The organism is Streptosporangium sp. NPDC050148, from assembly GCF_055586505.1.
The window spans coordinates 53,953-80,063 of record NZ_JBVJIA010000012.1; the positions used below are offsets into that span (position 1 = coordinate 53,953).

At 72.3% G+C, this 26,111-nt stretch carries 23 protein-coding genes; 17 read left to right on the top strand and 6 right to left on the bottom strand.

Annotated elements, in window-relative coordinates:
• The first annotated feature begins 89 nt into the window (after positions 1-89).
• The 3 genes from ACZ6RT_RS15745 to ACZ6RT_RS15755 all read left to right on the top strand — a co-directional run bounded on the left by ACZ6RT_RS15745 (position 90) and on the right by ACZ6RT_RS15755 (position 3,791).
• Positions 90-1,403, top strand: a complete 1,314-nt coding sequence (locus ACZ6RT_RS15745; RefSeq protein WP_399185850.1) for a hemolysin family protein — start codon at positions 90-92, stop codon at positions 1,401-1,403.
• 168 nt (positions 1,404-1,571) lie between these two features.
• Entirely contained in the window at positions 1,572-2,576 is a 1,005-nt protein-coding gene (gene trpS / locus ACZ6RT_RS15750) for a tryptophan--tRNA ligase (RefSeq protein ID WP_399185851.1), read from the top strand.
• Between the two features lie 282 nt (positions 2,577-2,858).
• Positions 2,859-3,791: a YihY/virulence factor BrkB family protein gene (locus ACZ6RT_RS15755; RefSeq protein WP_470154128.1), complete on the top strand. Its 933-nt coding sequence runs from the start codon at positions 2,859-2,861 to the stop codon at positions 3,789-3,791.
• A 44-nt stretch (positions 3,792-3,835) separates the two neighbouring features.
• On the opposite strand, the gene ACZ6RT_RS15760 is transcribed toward ACZ6RT_RS15755, so the two are convergent.
• Positions 3,836-5,095, bottom strand: coding sequence for a D-alanyl-D-alanine carboxypeptidase family protein (locus ACZ6RT_RS15760; RefSeq protein WP_470154130.1), 1,260 nt, complete (start codon positions 5,093-5,095; stop codon positions 3,836-3,838).
• Between the two features lie 86 nt (positions 5,096-5,181).
• On the opposite strand from ACZ6RT_RS15760, the gene ACZ6RT_RS15765 reads away from it, so the two are divergent.
• Positions 5,182-5,394 carry an SCO4848 family membrane protein gene (locus tag ACZ6RT_RS15765; RefSeq protein WP_399185854.1) on the top strand — a complete coding sequence of 71 codons (213 nt, stop codon included), beginning with the start codon at positions 5,182-5,184 and terminating at the stop codon, positions 5,392-5,394.
• Between the two features lie 54 nt (positions 5,395-5,448).
• On the opposite strand, the gene ACZ6RT_RS15770 is transcribed toward ACZ6RT_RS15765, so the two are convergent.
• Positions 5,449-6,837 carry a peptide ligase PGM1-related protein gene (locus tag ACZ6RT_RS15770; RefSeq protein ID WP_399185855.1) on the bottom strand — a complete coding sequence of 463 codons (1,389 nt, stop codon included), beginning with the start codon at positions 6,835-6,837 and terminating at the stop codon, positions 5,449-5,451.
• Between the two features lie 536 nt (positions 6,838-7,373).
• Between ACZ6RT_RS15770 and ACZ6RT_RS15775 the strand changes: the two genes are divergently transcribed.
• From ACZ6RT_RS15775 to ACZ6RT_RS15805, 7 genes are all read left to right on the top strand, one after another.
• Entirely contained in the window at positions 7,374-8,615 is a 1,242-nt protein-coding gene (locus ACZ6RT_RS15775) for a M20 family metallopeptidase (RefSeq protein WP_470154132.1), read from the top strand.
• Between the two features lie 287 nt (positions 8,616-8,902).
• Positions 8,903-9,982 carry a BMP family protein gene (locus ACZ6RT_RS15780; RefSeq protein WP_399185857.1) on the top strand — a complete coding sequence of 360 codons (1,080 nt, stop codon included), beginning with the start codon at positions 8,903-8,905 and terminating at the stop codon, positions 9,980-9,982.
• A gap of 102 nt (positions 9,983-10,084) precedes the next feature.
• Positions 10,085-11,608: an ABC transporter ATP-binding protein gene (locus tag ACZ6RT_RS15785; RefSeq protein WP_470154260.1), complete on the top strand. Its 1,524-nt coding sequence runs from the start codon at positions 10,085-10,087 to the stop codon at positions 11,606-11,608.
• A 37-nt stretch (positions 11,609-11,645) separates the two neighbouring features.
• Positions 11,646-12,794: an ABC transporter permease gene (locus ACZ6RT_RS15790; protein ID WP_399185858.1), complete on the top strand. Its 1,149-nt coding sequence runs from the start codon at positions 11,646-11,648 to the stop codon at positions 12,792-12,794.
• Positions 12,791-14,071, top strand: coding sequence for an ABC transporter permease (locus tag ACZ6RT_RS15795; protein ID WP_470154134.1), 1,281 nt, complete (start codon positions 12,791-12,793; stop codon positions 14,069-14,071). Before ACZ6RT_RS15790 ends, ACZ6RT_RS15795 begins: the two co-directional genes overlap by 4 nt.
• A gap of 77 nt (positions 14,072-14,148) precedes the next feature.
• The gene (locus ACZ6RT_RS15800) at positions 14,149-14,595 is read left to right on the top strand and encodes a cytidine deaminase (protein ID WP_399185860.1); all 447 of its coding nucleotides are present in this window, start codon (positions 14,149-14,151) and stop codon (positions 14,593-14,595) included.
• A 37-nt stretch (positions 14,596-14,632) separates the two neighbouring features.
• Positions 14,633-15,913: a thymidine phosphorylase gene (locus ACZ6RT_RS15805; protein WP_470154136.1), complete on the top strand. Its 1,281-nt coding sequence runs from the start codon at positions 14,633-14,635 to the stop codon at positions 15,911-15,913.
• Here ACZ6RT_RS15805 and ACZ6RT_RS15810 read toward each other — a convergent pair.
• Positions 15,903-16,529, bottom strand: a complete 627-nt coding sequence (locus ACZ6RT_RS15810) for a MarR family winged helix-turn-helix transcriptional regulator (protein WP_470154138.1) — start codon at positions 16,527-16,529, stop codon at positions 15,903-15,905. The genes ACZ6RT_RS15805 and ACZ6RT_RS15810 overlap by 11 nt on opposite strands.
• Before the next feature lie 87 nt (positions 16,530-16,616).
• Between ACZ6RT_RS15810 and ACZ6RT_RS15815 the strand changes: the two genes are divergently transcribed.
• The 5 genes from ACZ6RT_RS15815 to ACZ6RT_RS15835 all read left to right on the top strand — a co-directional run bounded on the left by ACZ6RT_RS15815 (position 16,617) and on the right by ACZ6RT_RS15835 (position 21,477).
• Positions 16,617-18,050 (top strand): MFS transporter, encoded by a 1,434-nt coding sequence (locus tag ACZ6RT_RS15815; RefSeq protein ID WP_399185863.1) that lies wholly within the window; start codon positions 16,617-16,619, stop codon positions 18,048-18,050.
• Positions 18,051-18,384: 334 nt separating this feature from the next.
• A complete protein-coding gene (locus tag ACZ6RT_RS15820) occupies positions 18,385-18,981 on the top strand; it encodes an AMIN-like domain-containing (lipo)protein (RefSeq protein WP_470154139.1) in 597 nt (198 codons plus the stop codon).
• A gap of 138 nt (positions 18,982-19,119) precedes the next feature.
• Positions 19,120-19,473, top strand: coding sequence for a cupin domain-containing protein (locus ACZ6RT_RS15825; protein WP_344889660.1), 354 nt, complete (start codon positions 19,120-19,122; stop codon positions 19,471-19,473).
• Between the two features lie 78 nt (positions 19,474-19,551).
• A complete protein-coding gene (locus ACZ6RT_RS15830) occupies positions 19,552-20,631 on the top strand; it encodes an adenosine deaminase (RefSeq protein WP_399185866.1) in 1,080 nt (359 codons plus the stop codon).
• Positions 20,632-20,664: 33 nt separating this feature from the next.
• Entirely contained in the window at positions 20,665-21,477 is an 813-nt protein-coding gene (locus ACZ6RT_RS15835; protein WP_470154142.1) for a PH domain-containing protein, read from the top strand.
• A gap of 45 nt (positions 21,478-21,522) precedes the next feature.
• Here ACZ6RT_RS15835 and ACZ6RT_RS15840 read toward each other — a convergent pair whose 3' ends face one another.
• The 3 genes from ACZ6RT_RS15840 to ACZ6RT_RS15850 are packed head-to-tail and all read right to left on the bottom strand — an operon-like array spanning position 21,523 to position 24,521.
• On the bottom strand, positions 21,523-23,166 hold the full coding sequence (locus ACZ6RT_RS15840; protein ID WP_470154144.1) for a phospho-sugar mutase: 1,644 nt from the start codon (positions 23,164-23,166) through the stop codon (positions 21,523-21,525).
• 59 nt (positions 23,167-23,225) lie between these two features.
• Positions 23,226-24,029 (bottom strand): purine-nucleoside phosphorylase, encoded by an 804-nt coding sequence (locus ACZ6RT_RS15845; protein WP_470154146.1) that lies wholly within the window; start codon positions 24,027-24,029, stop codon positions 23,226-23,228.
• Between the two features lie 39 nt (positions 24,030-24,068).
• Entirely contained in the window at positions 24,069-24,521 is a 453-nt protein-coding gene (locus ACZ6RT_RS15850; protein WP_399185870.1) for a gamma-glutamylcyclotransferase, read from the bottom strand.
• A gap of 151 nt (positions 24,522-24,672) precedes the next feature.
• On the opposite strand from ACZ6RT_RS15850, the gene ACZ6RT_RS15855 reads away from it, so the two are divergent.
• Positions 24,673-26,067 (top strand): NAD(P)H-quinone dehydrogenase, encoded by a 1,395-nt coding sequence (locus ACZ6RT_RS15855; protein ID WP_399185871.1) that lies wholly within the window; start codon positions 24,673-24,675, stop codon positions 26,065-26,067.
• Positions 26,068-26,111 lie beyond the last annotated feature (44 nt).

Genomic DNA, 26,111 nt, shown 5'->3' on the forward strand with positions numbered 1-26,111 from the left:
GACTTTTGTAAGTCTAGCGCCAGCATATGCTGGCACATCACATATCGGCCACCGCCGGAACGGGCGGCCGCCATGACGGAGACGACCTCGTGAACAGCGTCCTGGCGAACATCGCCCTGGTCATGATCTTCGTACTGATCGGAGGGTTCTTCGCCGCAGCAGAGATGGCCATGGTCTCCCTGAGGGAGAGCCAGGTGCGGCGGCTCGACGCTCAGAGCCGCAGGGGGGCCAGGGCCGCGAAGCTCGCCCGCGACCCCAACCGCTTCCTGTCCGCGGTGCAGATCGGCGTCACCGTGGCCACCATGCTCTCGGCGGCCTTCGGCGCCGACACCCTGGCCAAGGACCTCATCCCGGTGGTGACCGGCTGGGGGGTCCCCGAGGCCGTGACGGCCCCGCTCGCGCTGGTCCTGGTGACGCTGGCGATCTCGTACGCCTCGCTGGTGCTGGGCGAACTCGCCCCCAAGCGGATCGCCAGGCAGCGGGCGGAGGGGATCTCCCTGCTGGTCGCGCCGTTCCTCGACCGGATGGCCGCGCTGTCGCGGCCGATCATCTGGGGGCTGTCGAAGTCCACCGACGGGGTGGTCAAGCTGCTGGGCGGCGACCCCGACGCCGACCGCGAGGAGATCTCCACCGAGGAGCTGCGCGACATGGTGGTCGGCCACCAGGAGCTCACCGCCGACGAGCGCCACCTGATCGGGGAGGTCTTCGCGGCGGGCAAGCGGCAGCTCCGCGAGGTCATGCTGCCGCGTACCGAGGTGGAGTTCATGTCCGCGGACACGCGGCTGGCCGAGGCGGCGGTCATGGCCGCGGCCATGCCGCACTCCCGCTTCCCGGTCTACCGCGACTCCTACGATGACATCGTGGGCTTCGTCCACATCCGCGACCTGCTGGACCCGGTGCTGACCGGGTCCATCGAGCCGATCAGCGAGCTGGTGCCGATCCGCCCGGTCAAGCTGGTCCCCACCAGCAAGCGGCTGATGGCCACCCTGTCGGAGATGCGCAAGGAGGGCCACCACCTGGCGATCGTGGTGGACGAGTACGGCGGCACCGCCGGCATCGTCACCCTGGAGGACCTGGTCGAGGAGCTCATCGGCGACATCCGCGACGAGCACGACGTGGAGGACGAGCACGTCGCGCTGCCCGCGGGGGAGGCGGAGCTGGACGGGCTGGCGACCCTCGACGAGGTGGCGACCTCCAGCGGCGTCCGCCTGCCCGACGGCCCGTACGAGACCCTGGGCGGGTTCCTGATGTCCTCCCTCGGTCACCTCCCGGTGCTGGGGGAGCGGGTGGAGGTCCCCGGATTCGACATGACGGTCACCGAGATGGACGGCCGCAGGGTCTCCCGGGTGAGGATCAAGCGGAACACCTCCCGCCAGGACGCGAAGGCCGCCCCCGAGGACTGACCCGGGGCCGCGCCCGTTCCCGGACGCGGACGCGCCCGCGGGGGAACGTGGGCGGTGCCCGTGCTCGTGCCCGGGGACCCGGGGACGGGAGGCGGGGGACCCGGGTGGCCGGTGGGCGTCTCCGCCCGGGGCACCGATCACTCCGGACAGCTGACACAATTGTGTGCCATGGCCAGTCCTCGCGTCCTGTCGGGAATCCAGCCCACCGCCGACTCCTTCCACCTGGGCAACTACCTCGGTGCCGTACGGCAGTACGTCGCCATGCAGGAGGGCCACGACGCGTTCTACTGCGTCGTCGACCTGCACGCGATCACGGTGGACTACCGGCCGGAGGAGCTGCGCAGGCGCACCAGGGTGGCCGCCGCCCAGCTCTTCGCCGCGGGCCTGGACCCGGAGCGCTCCACGGTCTTCGTGCAGAGCCACGTCCGCGAGCACACCGAGCTGGCCTGGGTGCTGATCTGCCTCACCGGCATGGGCGAGGCCGGTCGGATGACCCAGTTCAAGGACAAGTCCGCCAAGCAGGGCGAGAGCTCGGCCAGCGTGGGGCTGTTCACCTACCCCATCCTGCAGGCCGCGGACATCCTGCTCTACCAGGCCGACAGGGTGCCGGTGGGCGCCGACCAGAAGCAGCACCTGGAGCTCACCCGCGACCTGGCGCAGCGCTTCAACCACCGCTTCGGCGAGACCTTCACGCTGCCCGAGCCGCACATCGTCAAGGGGGTCGAGAAGATCACCGACCTCCAGGAGCCGACGGCGAAGATGTCGAAGTCCTCCTCCTCCGCCGCGGGCATCCTCGACCTGCTGGAGCAGCCGGGGCCGCTCCGCAAGAAGATCATGCGCGCGGTCACCGACACCGGCTCCGAGGTCCTGGCCGACGACGAGAACAAGCCGGGCGTCACCAACCTGCTGCGCATCCAGTCCGCGCTGAGCGGTGTCCCCATCCCCGAGCTGGAGGCCCGCTACGCCGGTCAGGGGTACGGGACCTTCAAGAAGGACGTCGCCGAGCTGGTGGTCGACACCTTCACCCCGATCCGCGAGCGGACCGAGAAGCTGCTCGCCGACGAGGCCGAGCTCGACCGGATGCTCGCCGTCGGCGCCGCGCGGGCCCGCGCGGTGGCCTCCGAGACCATGGCCAGGGTGCGCGACCGGGTGGGGTTCCTGCCCACCCCGTGATCGGCGGTCCCGTCCCGCCCGACCCCCGCGAAGGTCCCGGGCCCGGTCCCGGGTCCGTCGTCGCCTCGCCGTACCCGTCACGTCCGTCACGCCCGTCACATCCCGCTCCACCGTCCCGTCCTCCCCTCGCCTCGCCCGATCGCACCCCGCCCCGCCCGTCCCGTGAGCCCGCGCGGCCCGTCCCGTGGGCCTGCCCCGCCCGCCTCGCGGGCACGCGCACGGACGGCGGTCTTTCCGTCGCCGTACGCGGTCGAGACGGCGGCGACGGGGTAGGGGGCGCAGGTGACAGGTGCATGGGAACGCGTGCGGACGGCCCAGGAACGGTTCGGGGCCCGGCTCGGCTCGGCCCGGGTCAGGTGGCACTGGCTGGACCATCTGGTCAGGACCTTCCAGCGCTACCAGATCCAGTCCGGTGACCGGCTCGCCGGGGCGGTCAGCTACTTCGCCTTCCTGTCGTTCTTCCCGATCGTCGCGCTGGCCTTCGCGGTCTTCGGCTACTTCCTCTCCGTCACCCCCGACGCCCCTGGCACCCTGCGCAGGGCCATCGACCAGTACCTGCCGGGCCTGGCCGACAAGCTGCCGATCCAGGAGATCGCCGACTCGCGGACCAGCGCCGGGATCATCGGCCTGCTCGGCCTGCTCTACGCCGGGCTCGGCGCGATCGACGCGCTGCGCGGCGCGCTGCGCGAGATCTCCATGACCACCGAGGCGCCGCTCGGCTTCGCCATGGCCAAGCTCAGGGACCTGGCCGGGCTCGTCCTGGTCGGCACCACGATGGTGGCCTCGGTGCTGGTCGCGGGCTTCGCCACCCAGGCCAGCGGGACCGTGGCCGGATGGGTGGGGCTGTCGGGGTCGGTGGTGGCCACCACCACGATCTGGCTGGTCGGCCTGGCGGTGAGCGTGCTCGCCGACGTCGTGGTCTTCCTGATCCTGCTGCGCTGGCTGGGACGCCTCCGGCAGCCGTTCCCGGTGCTGCTGCGCGGCGCCCTGTTCGGCGCGATCGGCTTCGCCCTGCTCAAGCAGCTCGCCGCGCTGGTGCTGTCCAGCACCCTGAACAACCCCGTCTACGGGGTGTTCGCCGTGGTGGTCGGCCTGCTGGTGTGGATCAACCTCTCTGCCCGGGTGATCATGTACGCCGCCGCCTGGACGGCCACCGCCTCGCTCGGCCCGCCGCCCGACCCCACGCCGGTCCCGGCGACCGCCATCCCCGTCTGAGCCGCGGTGACCGGCGGATGACCGGCGGGGTCCGGCGGCCCCGGTCAGCGGAAGCGCCGGCGCAGGCCGTACGCCAGCCAGGCCAGGCCGCCCAGCAGGCCCGCACCCAGGACGTAGTAGCCGATCGGGACGCTCCCGCCGGCGGGACGGGCCGCGCCGGGCGGATCGGTCGCGGCGACCGGTGCCGGGACGGCCGGGGGCGCGGAGGTGGCGGGCGCGATGGGGGACGGGGTGACCGCGGGGGCCGGGTCGACCAGCCGCCCGACCGGGGTGACCCGGCCGCGGTTGGCGAAGCCCCAGTCGAGCAGGTCGGCGACCTCGTCCCAGAAGTAGCCGTCGTGGCGCATGATCGACACGATGATCGTGTGGCCGTTCCGCCTGGCCGCGCCGACGAAGCTGCCCTGGGCCTTGGAGGTCCAGCCGTTCTTGACGCCGATCATGCCCTTGTAGCGCCAGAGCAGCTTGTTGTGGTTGCCGATCTCGTAGTAGCCCTTGGGTGCCGGGAACTTGTCCGTCTTCAAGCTGATATATCGGCGGAAATCGGGGTTGGCCAGGCCGGCGCGGGCGATCAAGGCCAGGTCGTAGGCCGAGCTGCTCTGCCCGGGCTTGTCCAGCCCGCTCGGGGTCCTGGCCACGGTGTCGAATGCCTGCAGGCGCCTGGCCTCGGCGTTCATGTCGGCCAGGGTGGCGGTCAGGCCGCCGTTGGCCTCGGCCAGCGCCATCGCGCTGTCGTTGCCGGAGACCAGCAGCAGCGCCTTGAACAGGTCCTCGACGGTGTAGAGCGGCTTGGGGACCAGGCCGACCGCGCTGCCCTCCTCGTTCACCGCGCGCCGGCTCGGCGTGACCTTCCGGTTCTTGTCCAGCCTGGGGATCAGGGTGAGGGCGGTGAGCGCCTTGAGCGTGCTCGCGGGCAGGTAGCGCCCGTGGGCGTCCTTGGCGGCCAGCACCGCGCCCGTCCCGGCGTCGGCGATCACGTACGCCCTGGCGGCGGTCTTGGGCGGGGCCTTCACGCCCTCGGGGACGATGAGCCCCCGCTCGCCGAGCCGGGAACCGCCGACCGGTTCCCCCGCGCCGTTCGGCCCGAGCCGGCCGGTGCCCGGCGGGCCGGCTCCCCCGAAGCCGGTGCCCGCACCGTGCGAACCGGTGCCCGGCAGCGCGGCGGTGCCCGGCGAGACGCCCGATGCGGTGCCCGATGCAGTGCCCGCGGGCGTGCCCGGCGCCCGGGCCCCGGCCTGTGCGGGCGCGCCGAGAAAGGCGGTCGCCGCGAGCAGCACCCCGACGGGCGCGACGTGTCTGGTCCCCATGATGATCTCAGGGTAGCTTCGTGCCGGTTCGCATGGAGTACAGGTGCCCTGACCGGCTACGCACCACTCGGCGGAATACTGACATCATGCAAATATCGCGAAAGATCGCCGCTTTTCTGATCGGCCTTGCCGCTTTCATGATCTTCGAATGGATCAACCTTGGCTTCAACCTCGCGGACGGCCACCCCACGTCGTTCTACGTGGTCCACGGGATCCTGGTCGCGGTCAACCTGGTGCTGGCCGTGGTGCTCGGTGCGATCGGCCTGCGGGCACTGCGCGGCCTGCGGGAGGCGAGGTGACCGGTGTGACCGGGACGGCCGCGGCGGAGTGGCCGGGGAGCGGGCCGGAGCCGCTCAGGCGGGACGGTTCAGCGTCGAGACGGTCCTGCGGTGCAGCTCGGCGGCCTCCTCGGCGGAGTCGCCGATGCTGGTGAACCCGAGCTTGCCGAACTCGGTGACCGCGCCCAGCAGGTGCAGCACGTTCCCGGTACGGCGCTCCCGGTCGAAGCCGAGGCCCTCGTCCTGGATCAGCTTGACGACCTCCCCGGGGGCGCGGCCCCGCAGGCAGGGGGCGGCGCAGTTGTCCGTCGCCACGTAGTGCTTGGCCCTGCCCTCGTGCACGAGCAGGCCGCTGCCGGGGTCGTAGGAGGCGCCGGTGGTCAGGACCGCGGCCCCGAACGGGTGGGTGGTCCCGCCGATGCGCAGGTTGATCTCGCACAGCAGCGTCCGGTAGCCGCCGCCGGCCTTGACGGCGAAGAAGTCGACGCCGAACAGTCCCACCACGCCGCGGTCGGCGAGGATGCGGGCGATCCGCTCGGCGTACGCGCTGAGCTCGGCCCGGTACTCCTGGCGGGCGGGGAAGCTGCACCCCTGGTAGACGTCGTCGTTGGGGCCGCCGAGGACCTGCTCGTGGGTGGCGACCACGTCGACGGTGCCGCCCGGGGTGATCCTCGCCAGCGCGCTGGGGGAGCGCAGCGGCCGGTCCTCGATGAACTCCTCGACCACCGCCCCCCGCTCGGCGATCTTCTCGGCGAACGTCGCCCAGTTCTCGCCCGGCGCGGAGAAGCTCGTGGGGCAGTCGGTGATCGGGCGGTCGTCCCTGGTCAGGATGGCGTTGCCCATCCCCGAGTAGCTGTTGTTCAGCTTGACCATCAGCCGGGGCGCGGGGCTCATCGCGCGGGCGGCGTGCTCCACCTCGGTCAGCGACCGCAGGTCCCCGAACCCCCTGACCGTCGGCACCTCGGCCTGTGCGCCGAGCGTCCGCCCGCCGCTCTTGGAGCCCAGGTGGGCCAGGGCGGTGGGAGGGCCGTAGATCGGCAGGGAGAGGATCGCGGCCAGCCGCTCCTCGTACTCGCTGACCACGAACGGGACCATCCAGGCGCCCCCGTCGTCCTCGCGGGGGAGGCCGAGAGACGCGCGCAGGCGCTCGATCACGTCCGGGCGCCGGAGCAGCGCCTCGCTGAGCGGGTGCGTGTCGGGATCGTCCAAACTGATCATTTGCAGCCGCGTGCGGGCCTCGTCGGGATCGTCGAGGAAGCTCAGGTAGTAGTCCACGATCGCCCCGTCCACGGGCAGCGAGGTCACGTAGACGACCGAGACGCCGGGCCTTCTCAGCGTCAGCAGCAGGAACAGCAGCCGCTCCTCGTAGCAGCGGGCCGCGGGGATGCTGCGCAGCTCCTCCTGGGGAAGGGAGAGCGAGGGAATGACCAACAGGGCGCCCTCGTCCGGTTCGAATATGCTCAAACGCGACCATCTCTTCCCGAATGGGATGTTAGTGATCATATGCGAAGTGAAACACGCACTCTTCCTGTTTACATCACTCCGCCCGGTGCGATGACCGGCACCTGAGGGTCACGTAAATTGCCAGGTAGGCGAGGTTTGGGAGAGGGGTGCGGCCACCTTTCCCACGGGGTCCGTCCCCGCGAAGGACCAGCGTCCCCATGGTCAATCGGAGCCATCTTTCGTGGTCCTCCTGGGGCGCAAGTGCCAGAAGAGGAACATGAGGTGACAAAACATTTGGGCCGGATGTCGGCGAGCCGCTCGGGGAGAGCGATAAAGTCGGTGTCATCGCCGACGCGACGGCTACCCCGGACCACCGGTCCGCCGTTCCCGCGCCGGTGACGGACCAGTCCGCGCCGATGCGGTCCGGGAGGCCCACCCCGGCCCGTCGGTGCGGCGATCGCTTTTTTCGAGACGGCCCCGTGGACGCAGAGATCCCGGACGGTCGCACAGGTGCGTCGAGGATCCACAGCCCGCCGGCGCGGATGGGACGGTGAGCAATGCGGGGGCGTAATTTGCGGGGAGAACTCGACACGTTCCTTGCCGCTGGCGAGCAGGAACTGATCGGTTTCCGTCGAGACCTGCACATGCATCCCGAGCTCGCGTTCGCCGAGTACCGCACCACCCAGCGTGTCGCCGAGCGCCTGAGCGCCGCCGGCCTCGTCCCCTCGGTGCTGCCGCGCGGTACCGGCCTGCTCTGCGACGTCGGCAGCGGTGACGGCCCGACCGTGGCGCTCCGGGCCGACCTGGACGCGCTGCCGGTGCCGGACGAGAAGGACGTCCCCTACAGCTCGACGGTCCCGGGAGTCTGCCACGCCTGCGGGCACGACGTGCACACCACGATCCTGCTGGGCACCTCGCTGTTCCTGGCCCAGCAGGCCGAGGCGGGCCTGCTGCCCGGCCGGGTCCGGCTGATCTTCCAGCCCGCCGAGGAGCTTCCCGGCGGCGCGCTGGAGGTCATGGCCTCGGGCGGCATCAGCGGTGTCGACCGCATCTTCGGGCTGCACTGCGACCCGCGCCTGGACGTCGGCAAGGTGGGCCTCAAGACCGGCCCGATCACCTCCGCCTGCGACCGGGTCACGATCCGGGTGAGCGGCCCCGGCGGGCACACCGCCCGGCCGCACCTCACCGCGGACCTGGTCTTCGCGCTCGCCAAGATCCTCACGGAGCTGCCGGCCGCGCTCTCCCGCCGGATCGACCCCCGCTCCTCGCTGAGCCTGGTCTGGGGCCGGGTCGAGGCGGGCTCGGTCGCCAACGCCATCCCGGACGACGGCGTCGCCGAGGGCACCGTGCGCTGCCTGGACGAGGCCGCCTGGCACGCGGCCCCCGACATGATCAAGTCGCTGCTGGAGTCGGTCGCGGGCGCGTACGGCGTCGAGGCCGAGATGGACTACGTGCGCGGCGTGCCGCCGGTGGTCAACGACAAGGTCAGCGTGCAGATGCTGGCCGAGGCCGCCGAGGGCGTGCTCGGCCAGGGCGCCCCGGTCCCCACCGAGCAGAGCCTGGGCGGTGAGGACTTCGGCTGGTACCTGGAGTCCATCCCCGGCGCGTTCGCCCGGCTGGGCACCCGCCGGAAGGGGTCGACCGAGTCGGCCGACATCCACCAGGGCACCTTCGACGTGGACGAGAGCGCCATCGGCACCGGCGTGCGCTTCCTGGCCGCGACCGCGCTGACCGCGCTCTGGGAGGGCCGGCGCCCGGTCACCGACGACGCCCTGATGGCCGTGAACGCCGACAACTAGCCCTTACCGAGCAACTTCGGACATATTTGGGCAAAATTACTCAACGGATCCGGTCAGAGGAACGTCGGAGACCGGAGCCGGGCCGGGGCCCGGCGGCCAGGGCCGTCCGGTGTCACCCGCGGGGTGGTTTCGTCACGCTACGTGTGTCACAGGGCGGCCTGAGCTGGATAACGGACCTGTTTCGGACTGGTGTGACGGTTTGGTCAACCCTGACGGACCAACTATCTTCCGTGCAGGGTTGCCGTGCGTCTCTTCGCGCGTGCACTGAGAACGCGAAGGGAGTCATCTTGCTTCAGAACCGATTCGGCAAGCTGGCCGCGACCGCACTGGCGGGCAGCATGCTCATGGGAGCTGCCGCGTGTGGTGGAAGCGAGGAACCGACCACGTCGGCCCAGCCGAGCGGGGCCGCCAGCAGTGCGGCGTCGGCCGCGACCGGACCCAAGGTCGGGCTCGCGTACGACATCGGCGGGCGTGGTGACCAGTCGTTCAACGACTCCGCGGCGGCCGGGCTGGACAAGGCCAAGGCCGAGCTGGGCCTGGCCGAGACCAACGAGCTCGAGGCCGGCACCGGTGAGACCGAGGCGGCCAAGGAGGAGCGGCTCCGCCTGCTCGCCGACGGCGGCTTCAACCCGATCATCGCGGTGGGCTTCGCCTACTCCAACCCGGTCAAGAAGGTCGCGACCGAGTTCCCCGACGTCAAGTTCGCGATCGTGGACGACGCCGCGGCGGCCGGTCCCAACATCTCCAACCTCCTCTTCGCCGAGCACGAGGGCTCCTTCCTGGTCGGCGCCGCCGCGGCGCTGAAGAGCAAGAAGAACCACGTGGGCTTCGTCGGCGGCGTCCAGGTGCCGCTGATCAACAAGTTCGAGGCCGGGTTCATCGCCGGTGCCAAGGCGGTCAAGTCCGACATCAAGGTCGACGTCAAGTACCTGACCCAGCCGCCGGACTTCACCGGCTTCAACGACCCGGCCAAGGGCAAGACCGCGGCCGAGGGCATGTTCGACGCGGGCGCCGACGTGGTCTACCAGGCCGCGGGCGGCTCCGGCGGCGGCGTGTTCGAGGCGGCCAAGGCCGCCAAGGGCCTGGCCATCGGCGTCGACTCCGACCAGGCGAAGACCGCGGCCCCCGAGCTGCAGAGCGTCATCATGACCTCCATGGTCAAGAAGGTCGACGTCGCCGTCTTCGACTTCCTGAAGAGCTTCACCACCAACTCGGTGAAGGCCGGCACGACGACCTACGACCTCAAGGCCGACGGCGTCGACTACTCCACCACCGGTGGCCAGGTCGACGACGTCAAGCCCAAGCTCGACGAGTACAAGCAGAAGATCATCTCCGGCGAGCTGACCGTCCCGGACAAGACCTCCTGACCTGAACGCTCACGCGGGGCCCGGCGGACACCCTCCTCCGGGCCCTTCGCCCTATCCTCACCACCACGTTCCGTATCGGGCATCCGTGCGGAGGAGGCCGTCATCAGCACCCCGGCACCGGCCGTCGAGCTCGAGGGGATCACCAAACGATTCCCCGGCGTCGTCGCCAACCGCGACATCTCCCTTTCCGTACGGCAGGGACACGTGCACGCCGTCGTCGGCGAGAACGGCGCAGGCAAGTCCACCCTCATGAAGATCCTGTACGGCATGCAGCGCCCGGACGAGGGACGGATCCGTGTCAACGGCGCCGAGGTGGGCTTCCGCTCCCCCGCTGACGCGATCGGGGTGGGCATCGGCATGGTCCACCAGCACTTCATGCTGGCCGGCAACCTGACCGTGCTGGAGAACGTGATCCTGGGCAGCGAGCCCCGCAAGGGGGGCGTCGCCATCGACTTCGGCGCCGCCCGCGCCAGGATCCGGGAGATCTCCGACTCCTACGGCCTGGGCATCGACCCGGACGCCACCGTCGAGGACCTGGGGGTGGGCGCCCGCCAGCGGGTGGAGATCCTCAAGGTGCTCTACCGCGGGGCCCGGATCCTCATCCTGGACGAGCCGACCGCCGTGCTCGTGCCGCAGGAGGTCAAGGAGCTCTTCGCCAACCTGCGCGAGCTGGTCCGCGAGGGACTCACGATCATCTTCATCTCGCACAAGCTGGACGAGGTCCTCTCGGTGGCCGACGCCATCACCGTCATCCGCCGCGGCACGACCGTGGCCGAGGTGGACCCCAAGGACGTGAGCGCCCGGCAGCTCGCCGAGCTCATGGTCGGCAGCGAGCTGCCCAGCCCGGAGACCCGCGAGTCCACGGTCACCGACACGGTGGCGATCTCGGTGCGGGACCTGAGGGTCCACTCGGACGGGGAACGCTGCGTCGTGGACGACGTGAGCTTCGACATCCGCAGGGGTGAGGTGCTGGGCATCGCCGGGGTCGAGGGCAACGGCCAGGCCGAGCTCGTCGAGGCCATCATGGGCATGCGCCCGGCCGACGGCGAGATCCGGCTCGGCGAGCACGACATCTCCGGCTGGACGACCCTGCGCCGCCGCGAGGCCGGCATCGGCTACATCCCCGAGGACCGCCACCGGCACGGCCTGCTGCTGGAGGCCCCGCTGTGGGAGAACCGCATCCTCGGCCACCAGACGCGCAGGCCCAACGTCAAGGGGCCCTGGATCGACCGCGCCGGGGCCCGCGAGGACACCCGCCGCATCGTCGAGAGCTACGACGTCCGCACGCCGGGCATCGACGTGGACGCCTCCGCGCTGTCCGGCGGCAACCAGCAGAAACTGATCGTCGGCCGGGAGATGAGCGGGGACCCCGTCTTCCTGATCGCGTCCCACCCCACCCGCGGTGTCGACGTGGGCGCCCAGGCCGCGATCTGGGACCACCTGCGCGCGGCACGCGCCGCGGGCCTGGCGGTCCTGCTCATCTCGGCCGACCTGGACGAGCTGATCGGCCTGTCGGACACCCTCAAGGTGATCCTGCGCGGCCGCATCGTCGCCGAGGTCGACCCCAAGGACGTGACGCCGGAGCGGCTCGGCTCGGCCATGACGGGTGCTGGAGAGGCGGCATGAACACCCACGTAGCGCACACGCCCCCCGGGACGCCCGGATGAGCGCGAAAGAATCGACCTTCGCCGACCGGCTGCTCGGCCGGGTCTCACCGGCGGGGCTGCTCTCGCTCGTCGCGCCGGTCACGGCCATCGTGTTCGCCGCGCTGGTCACCATGGTGATCCTGGGGCTCATCGGCGCCCCGCCGGTGGACACGCTGGTCGTCATGGGCGAGTACGCCGTCCGGCCCCGCTCGATCGTGCTGACCCTGAACTCCGCGACGACCTACTACCTGTCGGCGCTGGCGGTGGCGATCGGGTTCAAGATGAACCTCTTCAACATCGGCGTCGACGGCCAGTACCGTCTCGCCGCGCTGACCGCCGCGGCCGTCGGCGGCGCGGTCGCGCTGCCCGCCCCGCTGCACGTCGCGCTGATCATCTTCGTGGCCGTGCTGGTCGGTGCCGGCTGGGCGGCCATCGCCGGGCTGCTCAAGGTGCGGCGCGGGGTCAGCGAGGTGATCTCCACGATCATGCTGAACGCCATCGCCACCGCGCTCGGCTCCTGGCTGCTCAACAAGGAGCGCCTGGCCGTCGAGGTCGGGGGCAGCAACAACATCGGCACGAAGCCGATCGCGCCCTCCGGCCAGGTGCCGGGGCTGGCGATCGTCTCGGGCACCCAGACGAAGGTCTTCGGCCTGATCCTGCTCTCGATCGCGATGGGCGTCCTGTTCCACGTGGTGATCAACCGGACCCGCTTCGGGTTCGACCTGCGCGCCACCGGCCGCTCGGAGCCGGCCGCGGTGGCCAGCGGCGTCAACGTCAAGCGGATGATCCTCGTCTCGATGATCCTGTCCGGCGCGGTGGCGGGCCTGGTCGGCATGCCGCAGCTGCTGGGCTCCTCCTACAGCTACAGCCTGGACTTCCCCACGGGACTCGGCTTCACCGGCATCGCGATCGCCCTGCTCGGACGCAACCACCCGGTCGGCATCGCGTTCGGCGCCCTGCTGTGGGCCTTCCTGGACACCTCGGCCGGCATCCTGCAGATCAAGAGGATCTCCCCGGACATCGTCACCATCATGCAGGGTGTGATCGTGCTCTCGGTGATCATCGCCTACGAGCTGGTGCACCGCTACCAGGTCGCCGCCGAGCAGCGCCGGGTGAGCCGCCAGCTGGCGAGCGCCGCCCCGGCCCAGGAAGGAACGCCGGTATGAGCCAGAACGCCCTCGCCACGCCGGAGGCCCCCCTCCTGGGGCCCAAGGCCCCGGCACGCAGGTTCAGGCTGACCTGGCGGACCGTGCTGCTGGCCCTCGGCGCGCTGGTCGTGCTGCTGTCGTTCACGCGCGCCGTCACCGGCGCCGTCGACCTCACCTCGGCGGGCGCGATCAACGCCTCCATCGCGCTGGCCATCCCCATCGGCCTGGCCGGTCTGGGCGGCCTGTGGGCGGAGCGGGCCGGAGTGGTCAACATCGGCCTCGAAGGCATGATGATCATGGGCACCTGGTGCGGTGCCTGGGGCGCGATCCAGTTCGGCAATCCCTGGGCGGGCGTCGTCGCGGGTGCGATCGGCGGTGCCCTGGGCGGCCTGCTGCACGCGATCGCCACCGTGACGTTCGGCGTCGACCACATCATCTCCGGTGTCGCGATCAACATCCTGGGGCTGGGCGTCACCCAGTTCCTGTCCAAGGTCACCTTCGCCGAGATGCCGGGCGGCGGCGACTCCCAGTCGCCCCCGGTGCCCAAGCCCGAGGTGGTGAGCCTGCCGTGGGTGGGGGATCCGCTGAGGGACCTGGAGGCCGGGCGGTGGTTCCTGCTCTCGGACGCGGCGGGCATCCTGCGCGGCCTGACCACGAACGTCTCGCTGCTGACGATCCTGGCGATCCTGCTCGTCCCGCTGTCGTACTACGTGCTCTGGCGCACCGCGTTCGGCCTGCGGCTGCGCTCCTGCGGGGAGAGCCCGGTGGCCGCCGAGTCGCTGGGCGTCAACGTCTACCTGCACAAGTACGTCGCCGTCGTCGTCTCCGGCGCCCTGGCGGGCCTGGGCGGCGCGTTCCTGGCACAGGTGGCCGCGAGCGCCTACCGCGAGGGACAGACCGGCGGGCGCGGCTTCATCGGCCTCGCCGCCATGATCTTCGGTAACTGGCGGCCGGGCGGTCTGGCCGGGGGCGCCGTCCTGTTCGGCTACACCGACGCGCTGCAGCTGCGCCGGGGCGGCGAGTCGGTGCACGCGCTGCTGCTCGTGGTGGTGATCCTGCTCGTCGCCGTGACCGTCTACCAGCTCGTACGGCAGCACCGGACGCGGGCCGCGCTGATCACCGGCGTCGCGGCGGTCGCCGTGTTCGTGGTGTTCGCGCTGACCGACTCGATCCCGTCGGAGTTCACCTCGGTCACCCCGCACATCACCACGCTGCTGGTGCTGTCGCTGGCCGCGCAGCGGCTCCGCCCGCCGGCCGCCAACGGCATGGTGTACCGCAGAGGACAGGGGAAATGACGTGACGGCGGGGCGGGGAGCGTGACACGCACGACGCGACGGGGACGGCCCGCACCGTCCCCACGAGGGGAGACGGTGTGACGGACACGGGTACGGACGGCCGCACCGGCGAAGGGGCCGGGACGGGCGCGGACGTCGACTGGGCCGCGCTCAAGGACGAGGCCGTACGGGCCATGGGGCACGCCTACGCCCCCTACTCCAAGTTCCCGGTCGGCGCCGCCGCCCTGGTGGACGACGGGCGGATCGTGTCCGGCTGCAACGTGGAGAACGCCTCCTACGGCCTGGGCCTGTGCGCCGAGTGCGGGCTCGTCTCCGCGCTCCAGGCGACCGGCGGTGGCAGGCTGGTGGCGTTCACCTGCGTCGACGGGCACGAGGAGCTGCTCATGCCGTGCGGCAGGTGCCGCCAGCTGCTGTACGAGTTCGGCGGCCCCGAGATGCTGCTGGAGACCGTCGACGGCCCGAGACCGATGTCGGAGATCCTGCCCTACGCCTTCGGGCCCGACGACCTGAGCCGGGGAGCCTGACCATGGACGCCATCGACCTGAGCCGGAGGGCCTGACCATGGACGCCATCGAGGTCATCTCCGCCAAGCGGGACGGGCGCGAGCTGTCGCCCGGGCAGATCGACTGGGTGATCGACGCCTACACCCGGGGCGTCGTGGCCGACGAGCAGATGTCCGCGCTGGCCATGGCGATCCTGCTCAACGGCATGAACCGGCGGGAGATCGCCGGATGGACCCAGGCGATGATCCGCTCCGGCGACCGGATGGAGTGGTCGGCGCTCCCGGGTCCCACCACCGACAAGCACTCCACCGGAGGCGTCGGCGACAAGATCACGCTGCCGCTGGCCCCGCTGGTCGCGGCCTGCGGGGGGTACGTGCCCCAGCTGTCCGGACGGGGGCTCGGCCACACCGGCGGCACCCTGGACAAGCTGGAGTCCATCCCGGGCTGGCGGGCCTCGCTCTCCAACGACGAGATGCTCGGCGTGCTCGGCACGGCCGGGGCCGTGATCTGCGCGGCGGGCGACGGCCTGGCCCCGGCCGACAAGAAGCTGTACGCGCTCCGCGACGTCACCGGGACCGTGGAGTCGATCCCGCTGATCGCCTCCTCGATCATGTCGAAGAAGATCGCCGAAGGGACCGGCGCGCTCGTCCTGGACGTCAAGGTCGGCTCCGGGGCGTTCATGAAGACCGTGGAGGAGGCCCGCGAGCTGGCCACCACCATGGTCGAGCTCGGCACCGACGCCGGGGTGGGCACGGTCGCGCTGCTGACCGCGATGGACCGGCCGCTGGGCCTGGCCGTGGGCAACGCGCTGGAGGTCGCCGAGTCGGTCGAGGTGCTCGCCGGGGGTGGGCCCGCCGACGTGGTCGAGCTGACCGTGCTGCTGGCACGGGAGATGCTCGCCACGGCGGGGATCACCGCGGGCAAGGATCCCGAGCGGGCCCTGGCCGACGGCTCGGCGATGGACGCCTGGCGACGGATGATCACCGCCCAGGGCGGCGACCCGGACGCCCCGCTGCCCGTGGCCGCCGAGACGACGCAGGTCGTCGCGCCCTCGTCCGGCGTGCTCCGCCGGCTCGACGCCTACGGGGTGGGCCTGGCGGCCTGGCGCCTCGGCGCGGGACGGGAACGCAAGGAGGACCCGGTCTCCCCGGGCGCGGGCATCGTCCTGCACGCCAAGCCCGGCGACCCGGTCCGCGAGGGCGCCCCGCTGATGACGCTGTACGCCGACGACGCCGGTCGCTTCGAGCGGGCGCTCGCCGCCCTGGAGGGCGCCTACGCCGTGGGCGAGGCGGCCGGCGAGGACCTGCTGCCCCTGGTGATCGACCGCGTCACCGCCTGACCGCGGCCTCCCGCGAGGCCGGGCCCTCCGCCTCCTCGGGGCGGGGGGCCGTGGCGTCTCCGGTGTCTTCGCCGTCTTCGGTGTCTTCGGTGTTCTGTGCGTCCCAGGCTTCCCCGGCGCGCGGCCCGGGGAGTCGCGGTGCCGAGCAGCGGCCCCCGGTGACCTCGGCGCTTCCGGCGTCCCAGGCGTCCTGCGTCTCCTCGGAGAGCCGCGCCCGGCCGGAGGGCCGGCAGGTGCCGGGGTCGACGGGGGCGAAGATCTCGCCGATCACGGCGCGGTGGGTGGGGAGGGCCGTGGCGTGACGCTCGCGTCCCTGCCCGGTGATGCCCACGTAGATGCCGCGCCGGTCGTCCTGGCAGACGGCCCGGGTCACCAGGCCCGCCTTCTCCAGGCGGGCGAGCAGCCGGGAACAGGCGCTCTGGCTGAGGTGGACGGCGTCGGCGACCTCCTGGACCCGGTACTTCTCCCGGCCGCCCTCGACCATCCGTTCCAGGACCTCGAACTCGCTCATGCCCAGCCGGTGCCGTTCGGAGAGCTCGCGTTCCAGCGCGCAGGCGGCCGTGGCGTGCATCGCCAGGATCTGGCGCCAGGCGCGGACCGCGTCCTCCTCGTTCATGTCGCGGATCGTACCACCCGTGAAGGATAGATGCACAGGAACTAAATTCTCTTGCATTAAATGCGGCTGCATGTATTCTCGGTCGTCATGACCTCCTCATCGACTTCACCGGATGACGAGCGCTGGAGTCCCGCGCTGTGGGCCGCGCTCACCGTGCTCTGCGCCGTGGTCTTCCTCGACGCCCTCGACGTCTCCATGGTGGGCGTGGCCCTGCCGTCGATCCAGGCGGACCTGGGACTGTCCACCTCCTCGCTGCAGTGGGTGGTCAGCGGCTACGTGCTCGGCTACGGCGGCCTGCTCCTCCTCGGCGGCCGGACCGCCGACCTGCTCGGGCGTCGCAGGGTCTTCCTGGTCGCCCTCGCGGTCTTCGCCGTGGCCTCCCTGCTCGGCGGCCTCGTCGACGACGGCACGCTGCTGATCGCGGCCCGCTTCGTCAAGGGCGTCAGCGCCGCCTTCACCGCGCCCGCGGCGCTCTCCATCATCACCACGACCTTCGCCGAGGGCCCGGCCCGCAACAGGGCCCTCAGCTTCTTCACCGCCTCCGGCGCCAGCGGCTTCTCGCTGGGACTGGTCATCTCCGGCTTCCTGACCGAGCTCGGCTGGCGCTGGACGTTCCTCATGCCGGTCCCCGTCGCGATCATCGCGCTGGTCGCGGCCCTGAAGTACCTGCCCAAGCGCCGTGAGGAGCGCGCCGAGAGCGGCCACGACCTGCTCGGCGCGATCACCATCACCGGCTCCATGCTGCTGCTGGTCTACGCCGTGGTCGAGGCGCCCGACGCGGGCTGGAGCTCGCCGCGCACGATCGCCTCGCTGCTGGGCGCCGCCGCGCTGATGGCCGCCTTCGTGATCACCGAACGGCGCGTCAGGCACCCGCTGGTGCGCCTGGGCATCCTGCGCTCCGGCCCGATCGTCCGCGCCAACCTCGGGCTGGTGATCCTGTTCGGCTCCTACGTCGGCTTCCAGTTCGTCGCCATGCAGTACTTCCAGAACTTCCTGCACTGGTCGGCCCTGCAGACCGCGCTGGCCTTCCTGCCGGCCGGACTGCTGGTCGCGGTGACCTCCACCCGGATGGGCGCGCTGGCCGACCGGTTCGGCACCGCGAAACTGATCGTGGTCGGCTCGGCCGCCCTGGCCGCCGGGTACGCCTTCTTCCTCCGGCTGAACGCCGACCCCAGCCTGTCCACGCTGATCATCCCCGGGATGGTGCTGCTGGGCATCGCGTTCGCGCTCTCCTTCCCCGCGCTGAACATCCAGGCCACCAACGGCGTGGCCGACGACGAGCAGGGGCTGGCCTCCGGGCTGCTCAACACCTCCGGGCAGGTCGGCGGGGCGGTCGTGCTGGCCGTCGTGACGGCCGTGCTGACCTCCGGCACGGGCGCCGACCCGATCGGCTCCTTCCGCGCGGCGATCATGGTCTCCGGGATCCTCGCCCTGGCCGGCCTGGTGATCGCCCTGACCGGCCTGCGGGCGCGCCGCCCGCTCGCCGTCGCCGAGGAGGAGGCGGTCCTGGAGGCGGTCTAGAACCTCTCCTGCGGGTCCGTACGCCTCGGCGCGGACCCGCGGACGACTCGCGGCCCGGGACAGGAACGACGGGGACGACGGGGACGACGGGGACGGGGACACGGGACCCCGGGACCCCCGGGGACCCCGCCGGGTCGCGGGCGCGCCGCCGCCGGTCACAGGGGCCCGGCGGCGGCGCCCGGTTCGCCCGGCCCACCGCGACGCGCCGCCACGACCGGGGCGCGGTGCTTGACTCGTCCCTCGGACGGCTGTCACGATCCGGCCAGGGCACAGGTGGGCGACGGGCGTGAGAGCCGCGTCCCACCTGGGCATCTAACGGGGCAGGAGGCTCACCATGAACCGCACCCTCGTCCCCTTCGCGCTCGCTTCCCTGCTGGCGCTGGCGGCCTGTGGCACGACCACCCAGACCACGACCCCCTCCTCGGGGGCTCCGGCGGCCACGACCCCGGCGGACGGCGCGACGGCCACGCCCTCCGTGGCCGCGCCCGCCGGGCTGCGTCCACCGACGAGCACCAAGGAGATCGAGGTCGACCGGACGACCGGCACCACGCCGATCGTCACCGGAGCCCGGTTCGCCGAGCACCCGGGGTTCGACCGGGTGGTGATCGACCTCAAGGGAGACCTGCCCGGCTACACCGCGCGCTGGGTGGCGGAGCTGGTCCAGGACGGGTCGGGCGACCCGATCGACGTCAAGGGCGGCGCCTACCTCCAGCTCACGATGACCCCGGCCGCGGCGCACACCGAGGCGGGCACGCCGACCTGGACCGGCGGGCCGATCTTCCAGGCCGGGCTCGGCAACGTGCGGAACGTCGTCAGGACCGGCGACTTCGAGGCCGTGGTGGGCGTCGGCGTCGTCCTGGAGCGCAAGGCCGCCTTCCGGGTGCTGGAGCAGAAGAGCCCGAACCGGCTGGTCGTCGACATCGCGCACTGACCGTACCGACGGCACCGACGGCACCGACAGCACCGACGGCACGACCGTACCGGCCGCACCGGCCCCGTCCTGCGCGGCCCGGTCCCGCGCGGCGGGTGCCGCGCACGGTGACCACCGCGCCGGTGCCAGACTGGTGCGATGGTACGCAAAATCGAGGGCGCGACGCGGATTCCCGTCCCGGGCGGCAAGACGATCGACGAGTACGTCGGCCGGGTCAACAGCGGTGACGAGCGGATCTCGATCGCCCACATGAAGGCCCCCGCCGGGTGGGAGGAGCCCGCCCAGACCCCCGAGTTCGCCGAGTACACGCTCGTGCTCTCCGGCACGGTCCTGGTGGAGCACGACGGGGGCGTCACCGAGGTCGGCGCGGGACAGGCCTTCGGCTGCGAGCCGGGGGAGCGGATCCGCTACAGCGCCGGTCCCGAGGGCGCCGAGTACGTCGCCGTCTGCCTGCCCGCCTTCGCCCCCGAGGCCGCCCGCCGTGAGGACTGACCCGGGCACCCGCCGCGACGCCCGTCGTGCCGGCCGAGGCGATGACCGCCCGCCGGACCCCGGCGGTAGGCTGGTGAGATGAGTCAGCTACCCACCTTCGAGCAGATCCGCCTGGCCCCCAAGGTGCTGCTCCACGATCATCTCGACGGTGGCCTGCGACCGGAGACCATCATCGATCTGGCCCGGGAGACGGGCTACGACCGGCTGCCCGCGACCGACACCGAGAGCCTGCGCGCCTGGTTCCGCGAGTCCGCCGACTCCGGCTCGCTGGAGCGCTACCTGGAGACCTTCGACCACACCGTGGGCGTCATGCAGACGCGCGAGGCGCTGATCAGGGTCGCCGCCGAGTGCGCCGAGGACCTGGCCGCCGACGGCGTGGTCTACGCCGAGGTGCGCTTCGCGCCAGAGCAGCACACCTCGGCCGGCCTGAGCCTGGAAGAGGTCATCGAGGCCGTCCAGGAGGGTTTCGCCTCCGGCTCCGCGGGACGCGGCATCCGGGTGGGGACCCTGCTCACCGCCATGCGTCACCAGGCCAGGTCCATGGAGATCGCCGAGCTCGCGGTCCGCTACCGCGACGCCGGGGTGGCCGGGTTCGACATCGCGGGCGCGGAGGCGGGCTACCCGCCCACCCGCCACCTCGACGCCTTCGAGTACCTCCAGCGGGAGAACGCCCACTTCACCATCCACGCCGGTGAGGCGTTCGGCCTGCCGTCCATCTGGCAGGCCATCCAGTGGTGCGGCGCCGACCGGCTCGGCCACGGCGTCCGCATCATCGACGACATCTCGGTCCAGGACGACGCCGAACCCAAGCTCGGCCGCCTGGCCGCCTACGTCCGGGACAAGCGCATCCCGCTGGAGATGTGCCCCACGTCCAACCTGCAGACCGGTGCCGCGGCCTCCATCGCCGAGCATCCGATCGGGCTGCTGCGCCGCCTGAACTTCCGGGTGACCGTCAACACCGACAACCGGCTGATGAGCGGGACGTCCCTGTCGGAGGAGTTCGCCAAGCTGTCGGAGGCGTTCGGCTACGGGTGGGACGACATGCTGTGGTTCACGGTCAACGCCATGAAGTCGGCGTTCCTCCCGTTCGACGAGCGCCTGTCGCTCATCAACGGCGTCATCAAGCCCGGGTTCGCGCGGCTCAAGTGGCAGGCGTGAGCGGGTTCGTACCGGCGAAGTGAGTTCTCTCCGATGAAGCAGGTGTTCCGCTCCACCTTCGCGGTGATCGTCGGCTGGGTCTGGATGGCCTTCGCCGCCTTCAGCGCGGTCGACCTGGTGGTCCGCTACGGCGGGCGGAGTTCGATGGTCGCCGCGGCGGTGCTGGCGGTGCTGACCGCGCTGGTCTTTCTCACCTGCCTGCGCCCGGCGCTCGTGCTGTCCGAGGAGGGGGTGCTGGTCCGCAACCCGCTGCGGAACACCTTCGTGCCCTGGCGGGCGGTGGACGGGGTCACGGTCTCGCACTCGATCACGATCGTCTCCGGCGAGCGGAAGATCCGCTGCTGGGTGCCGCACGTCTCCGCCCGCGAGCGGGCCGCCGTGACCCGCAAGGCCGGTGTCCCGGGACGGCGGGGCCGCTTCGAGACCGAGCCGGTCCGTTCCAAGGGGGAGCGGGCGGCCGCCGAGGCGGTGGCCGGGAGGACCCACGCCGACTGGGTGGCCCAGCAGATCACCGAGCGCGCCGAGGCGGCCCGGCGTGCGGCCCGGGCACGGGAGACCACCGCGGCACCTGCGCCCACCGGGGCACCGGCGTCCGGGACCGCGGCATCAGGGACCATGGCGTCCGGGACCACGGCGTCCACCGCGGCACCGGTGCCCGGGGCCACGGCCTCCGAGAGCACGGCCTCCGAGGGCACGGCGTCCACCGGAGCCGTGCCGTCCACGGGGGTCACGGCGTCCACCGGGGACGGCACCGGGGCGGGCGCGCCCCGGACGACCTGGGCCCCGACCGCGCTGGCCGCCCTCGCGGTCGCGGCCCTGCCGACGATCGCGGCCTTCCTCGTCTGAAGCCCGCACGCGCGGACCCCGGGGCCTCCGCGGCCCCGGGGGACGTCAGAGCCCGAGGGCCCCGGCGAGGTCGGCCCTGAGGGCGTCCAGCTCGGCGGCGGCCCGCGCGCGGGCCTCGGAGACCTCGCCGCCCACCGGGATCACCACCTCCAGGTAGCACTTGAGCTTGGGCTCGGTGCCCGAGGGGCGGACGACCACCCGGGCGCCGCCGGACAGCCGGTAGCGCATCCCCTCGGTGGGCGGCAGCCCGCCCGCCCCCTCGCTCAGGTCGTCGGCGGACTCGACCTCGCGACCGCCGAGCCGGGCCGGCGGCGTCGCCCGCAGGCGGGCCATCGCGCCGGCGATGAGCGACAGGTCGGCCACCCGGAACGAGAGCTGCGAGGTGGCGTGCAGGCCGTGGCGGCGTGCCTGGTCGTCCAGGAGGTCGAGCAGGCTCCGGCCCTCCAGCCGGGCCTCGGCGGCGATCCCGGCCACGGTCAGCGCCGCGCCGATGCCGTCCTTGTCGTGCACGGGCAGCCCGGCCCCCGAGCCGACGCTGTACCCCAGCGCCTCCTCGTACCCGAAGACCAGTCCCGCACCGGCCTTCATGATCCATTTGAAGCCGGTCAGGGTCTCGGCGTAGCGCACGCCGTGCGCGGCGGCGATCTTGCCGAGCAGTGACGAGGACACGATGGTGGTAGCCACCAGGCGGTCGTCGCCCGAGGTGTGCCGGATCACGTGCTCGCCGAGCAGGGCGCCCAGCTCGTCGCCGGTCAGCATCCGGTGGCCGCCGCCGGGCAGCGGCACGCCCACCGCGCAGCGGTCCGCGTCGGGGTCGTTGGCCAGCACCAGGTCGGCGCCGGTCCGCGCGGCCAGCTCCAGCGCGAGGTCCATCGCGCCGGGCTCCTCCGGGTTGGGGAAGGCGACGGTCGGGAAGTCGGGGTCCGGCTCGGCCTGCTCGGCCACGGTCGCGGGCGCCTCGAACCCGGCCGCGGCGAAGGCCCTGGCCAGGGTGGCGCCGCCCACGCCGTGCAGCGGGGTGTACGCCACCCGCAGCCCGCGGGCCTCACCGATCGGCAGGGCGGTCAGCGCCTCCAGGTAGGCGGCCACGACGCCGTCGTCCAGGGTGGTCCAGCCCGGGTCGCCGGGGGAGCCCAGGGGGAGCTCGGAGACCGGCCCGGTGGCGTCGATGGCGGCGGAGATCTCCGCGTCGATCGGCGGCACGATCTGGGAGCCGTCCCCCCAGTAGACCTTGTAGCCGTTGTCCCGGGGCGGGTTGTGGCTGGCGGTGACCGTCACGCCCGCGTCCGCGCCGAGGTGGCGGACGGCGAAGGCCAGCACCGGGGTGGGCAGCGGGCCGGGCAGGAGCGAGGCGCGCAGCCCCGCCCCGGTGAGCACGGCCGCGGTGTCGTGGGCGAAGGCGTCGGACTTGTGCCGGGCGTCGTAGCCGATCACGACGTGCCGTCCCGGGCCGAGGACGCGGGCCAGGCCGGCGGCGGCGCGCATGACCGTCACCCGGTTCATCCGGTTGGGCCCGGCGCCCAGCTCGCCGCGGAGCCCGGCGGTCCCGAACTCCAGCCGGGAGCCGAACCGCTCGCGCAGCGCGTCGTCGTCACCGCCGTCCAGCAGGCCGGTCAGTTCCGCGCGGGTGTCGGGGTCGGGGTCCTGGGCCAGCCAGGATCGGGCGAGCCCTGCCAGGTCGCTGTTCATGCATCACCTCTCGGAGGCCGAGGCCGTGGGTGGTCGCCGGAGCCTGCCGCCGGCCCGTCCTACAGCCTGCCCACGACGCTGGCCAGCAGACCGCCCATGCGGGTGGCGGTGGCGCGGCCCACCTCCAGCACCTCCTCGTGGTTGAGCGGCTCGCCCACCAGCCCGGCGCCCGGGTTGGTGACCAGGGAGACGCCCAGCACCTCGGCGCCGCCCTCGCGCGCCGCGATCGCCTCCAGCACGGTGGACATGCCCACCATGTCGCCGCCGAGGATGCGGCACATGCGCACCTCGGCCGGGGTCTCGTACGTGGGGCCGCGGAAGGCCACGTAGACGCCCTCGGTCAGCGACGGGTCCACCTCGCGGGCCAGCGCGCGCAGGCGCGGGCTGTAGACGTCGGTGAGGTCGACGAAGGTGGCGCCGGTGATCGGGCTGGCACCGGTCAGGTTGATGTGGTCACTGATCAGCACCGCCTCGCCGACCTCCTGGGTCTCCGGGCGCAGCCCCCCGGCGGCGTTGGTCAGCACGATCGTGCCCGCCCCGGCCCTGATCGCGGTCCGCACCCCGTGCACCACGGGGTCCACCCCGCGGCCCTCGTAGAGGTGGGTACGCCCGAGGAAGATCAGCACGTTCCTGCCCGCCGGGGTCCGTACGGCGCGGATCCGGCCCGCGTGCCCCTGCACGGCGGGCGGCAGGAAGCCGGGCAGGTCGGTCACGGGGATCTCGGCGACGGTCTCGCCGATCGCGTCGGCGGCCGGAACCCAGCCGGAGCCCATCACGAGCGCGACGTCGAAGGAGTCCACTCCGACGGCGCCTCTCAGCGCGTCCGCGGCGTCCGTGGCGAGGGCGTAGGGGTCGTTGGTCACCTCACCGAGCGTACCGGTCACCGCCGCGGGCGGCGGGCGTCAGCCTCCCAGGGAGGTGCAGGGCCGGCCGCGCAGACCCCTGACGTAGTCGTCCGGGGCGCCCGCGCGCTCGGCGGCCTCGGCCAGGATGCCGAGGTAGCGGGCCGAGGGCAGGCCGCCCTCGTAGCCGTCCAGCACGTAGAACCACGCCAGGACCTCGCCCTCCAGGGTCTGCACCCGGAGTTTGACCTTGTGGTACAGGCCGCGCGCCGCGCCCTCCCACTGGTCGAGGGAGCTCTCGTCCCATTCGGGCACGTCGTACAGGACGACGAAGACCTGGTCGGCCGGGTCCTCGACGATGGAGGCCAGCGCGCCCTCCCAGCCGAGGTCGTTCCCGCCGAAGGTCAGGCGCCAGCCCTGGAGCCAGCCCGTCCCCCTGATCGGGGAGTGAGGGGCCCGCTGGGCCATCTGCTTGGGGTCCATGTTGCTGCCGTAAGCGGCGTAGACAGGCACGGTGCCCAACACTAATCGAAGATCGGCCGGACGATCGCCCGGCGGGGAAGGCGCGCCGACATCCCCGTGTGGCGCGGGGTTTCCGGGGGCTTTCGCGATTGGACGGGACGCGGAGCGACGGTCGCTCCCGTCATGCGGGAGAATGGTACATGTGACGAGGATAGTGATCATCGGTGGCGGTCCCGGCGGATACGAGGCGGCGCTGGTGGCGGCCCAACTGGGGGCGCGGGTCACCGTGGTCGAGCAGGACGGCCCCGGCGGGGCGTGCGTGCTCACCGACTGCGTGCCGTCCAAGACGCTGATCGCCACCTCCGTGCGCAAGCAGGCGCTCCTGGACGCCAGCATGCTCGGGGTGCACTACACCGGTGGCCCCGACGGCGACGTCGGCGGCGTCATCGCCGACATGCCGCTGGTCAACAGGCGCGTCAAGGAGCTGGCCCGCGCGCAGTCCGCCGACATCGCCGCCCGGCTGGCCGCCGAGGGCGTCGAGGTGGTCACCGCCCCCGGGCGGCTGGTCGACCCGCAGGTGGTCAGGGCCGGGGACCGGACGATCCGGGCGGACGTCGTCATCGTCGCGACCGGCGCGACCCCCCGCATCCTGCCCGGCGCCGAGCCCGACGGCGAGCGCATCCTGACCTGGCGGCAGCTGTACGACCTGGAGGAGCTGCCCGAGCACCTCATCGTGGTCGGCTCCGGCGTCACCGGCGCGGAGTTCGCGGGCGCCTACCGCTCGCTGGGCTCGGAGGTCACCCTCGTCTCCTCCCGCGACCGCATGATGCCCAACGAGGACGCCGACGCCGCCGAGGTCCTCGAAGAGGTCTACCGCCGCCGCGGCATGAACGTCATGGGCCGCTCCCGCGCCGAGTCCGTCAAGCGCACCGCCGACGGCGTGGTCGTCACCCTGGAGGACGGCCGCACCGCCGAGGGCACCCACTGCCTGATGACGGTCGGCATGGTCCCCAACACCGCGGGGATCGGCCTGGAGGAGGCCGGGGTCACCCTCGCCCCCGGCGGGTTCGTCCAGGTGGACAAGGTCTCGCGCACCTCCGCGCCCGGTGTCTACGCGGCCGGGGACTGCACCGGGGTGCTGATGCTCGCCTCGGTGGCCGCCATGCAGGGCCGGATCGCCGTCTGGCACGCCCTGGGCGAGGCCGTGCAGCCGCTCCGCCTGGCCACGGTGGCCTCCGCCATCTTCACCGACCCCGAGATCGCCGCCGTGGGCGTCGCCGAGAAGGCGGTCCGCGCCGGGGAGATCGAGGCCAACATCGTCAAGCTTCCGCTGGCCACCAACGCCCGCGCCAAGATGCAGGGCTTCAACGACGGCTTCGTGAAGCTGTTCTGCCGCCCGCACACCGGCATCATCCTGGGCGGCGTCGTGGTCGCCCCCCGGGCCTCGGAGCTGATCCTCGCGGTGTCGGTGGCCGTCCAGCAGCGGCTGACCGTCGACCAGCTCGCCCACACGTTCGCGGTCTACCCCTCCCTGTCCGGCTCCGTCACCGAGGCGGCCCGCCGCCTGATGCAGCCGATGACCCCCAGCGGCATCTGACCGCTCCGGGCCCCCGCCCCCGGCGGACCTTCCGGCCGGGGGCG

What these genes read in the sequence shown, in the direction of transcription:
- ACZ6RT_RS15760 (WP_470154130.1), bottom strand. Translation starts at nt 5,095, where the DNA reads ATGGGGACCAGACACGTCGCGCCCGTCGGGGTGCTGCTCGCGGCGACC.
- ACZ6RT_RS15820 (WP_470154139.1), top strand. Translation starts at nt 18,385, where the DNA reads ATGAACCGCACCCTCGTCCCCTTCGCGCTCGCTTCCCTGCTGGCGCTG.
- ACZ6RT_RS15810 (WP_470154138.1), bottom strand. Translation starts at nt 16,529, where the DNA reads ATGAACGAGGAGGACGCGGTCCGCGCCTGGCGCCAGATCCTGGCGATG.
- ACZ6RT_RS15790 (WP_399185858.1), top strand. Translation starts at nt 11,646, where the DNA reads ATGAGCGCGAAAGAATCGACCTTCGCCGACCGGCTGCTCGGCCGGGTC.
- ACZ6RT_RS15830 (WP_399185866.1), top strand. Translation starts at nt 19,552, where the DNA reads ATGAGTCAGCTACCCACCTTCGAGCAGATCCGCCTGGCCCCCAAGGTG.
- ACZ6RT_RS15765 (WP_399185854.1), top strand. Translation starts at nt 5,182, where the DNA reads ATGCAAATATCGCGAAAGATCGCCGCTTTTCTGATCGGCCTTGCCGCT.
- ACZ6RT_RS15840 (WP_470154144.1), bottom strand. Translation starts at nt 23,166, where the DNA reads ATGAACAGCGACCTGGCAGGGCTCGCCCGATCCTGGCTGGCCCAGGAC.
- ACZ6RT_RS15805 (WP_470154136.1), top strand. Translation starts at nt 14,633, where the DNA reads ATGGACGCCATCGAGGTCATCTCCGCCAAGCGGGACGGGCGCGAGCTG.
- ACZ6RT_RS15815 (WP_399185863.1), top strand. Translation starts at nt 16,617, where the DNA reads ATGACCTCCTCATCGACTTCACCGGATGACGAGCGCTGGAGTCCCGCG.
- ACZ6RT_RS15775 (WP_470154132.1), top strand. Translation starts at nt 7,374, where the DNA reads ATGCGGGGGCGTAATTTGCGGGGAGAACTCGACACGTTCCTTGCCGCT.
- trpS (WP_399185851.1), top strand. Translation starts at nt 1,572, where the DNA reads ATGGCCAGTCCTCGCGTCCTGTCGGGAATCCAGCCCACCGCCGACTCC.
- ACZ6RT_RS15835 (WP_470154142.1), top strand. Translation starts at nt 20,665, where the DNA reads ATGAAGCAGGTGTTCCGCTCCACCTTCGCGGTGATCGTCGGCTGGGTC.
- ACZ6RT_RS15825 (WP_344889660.1), top strand. Translation starts at nt 19,120, where the DNA reads ATGGTACGCAAAATCGAGGGCGCGACGCGGATTCCCGTCCCGGGCGGC.
- ACZ6RT_RS15795 (WP_470154134.1), top strand. Translation starts at nt 12,791, where the DNA reads ATGAGCCAGAACGCCCTCGCCACGCCGGAGGCCCCCCTCCTGGGGCCC.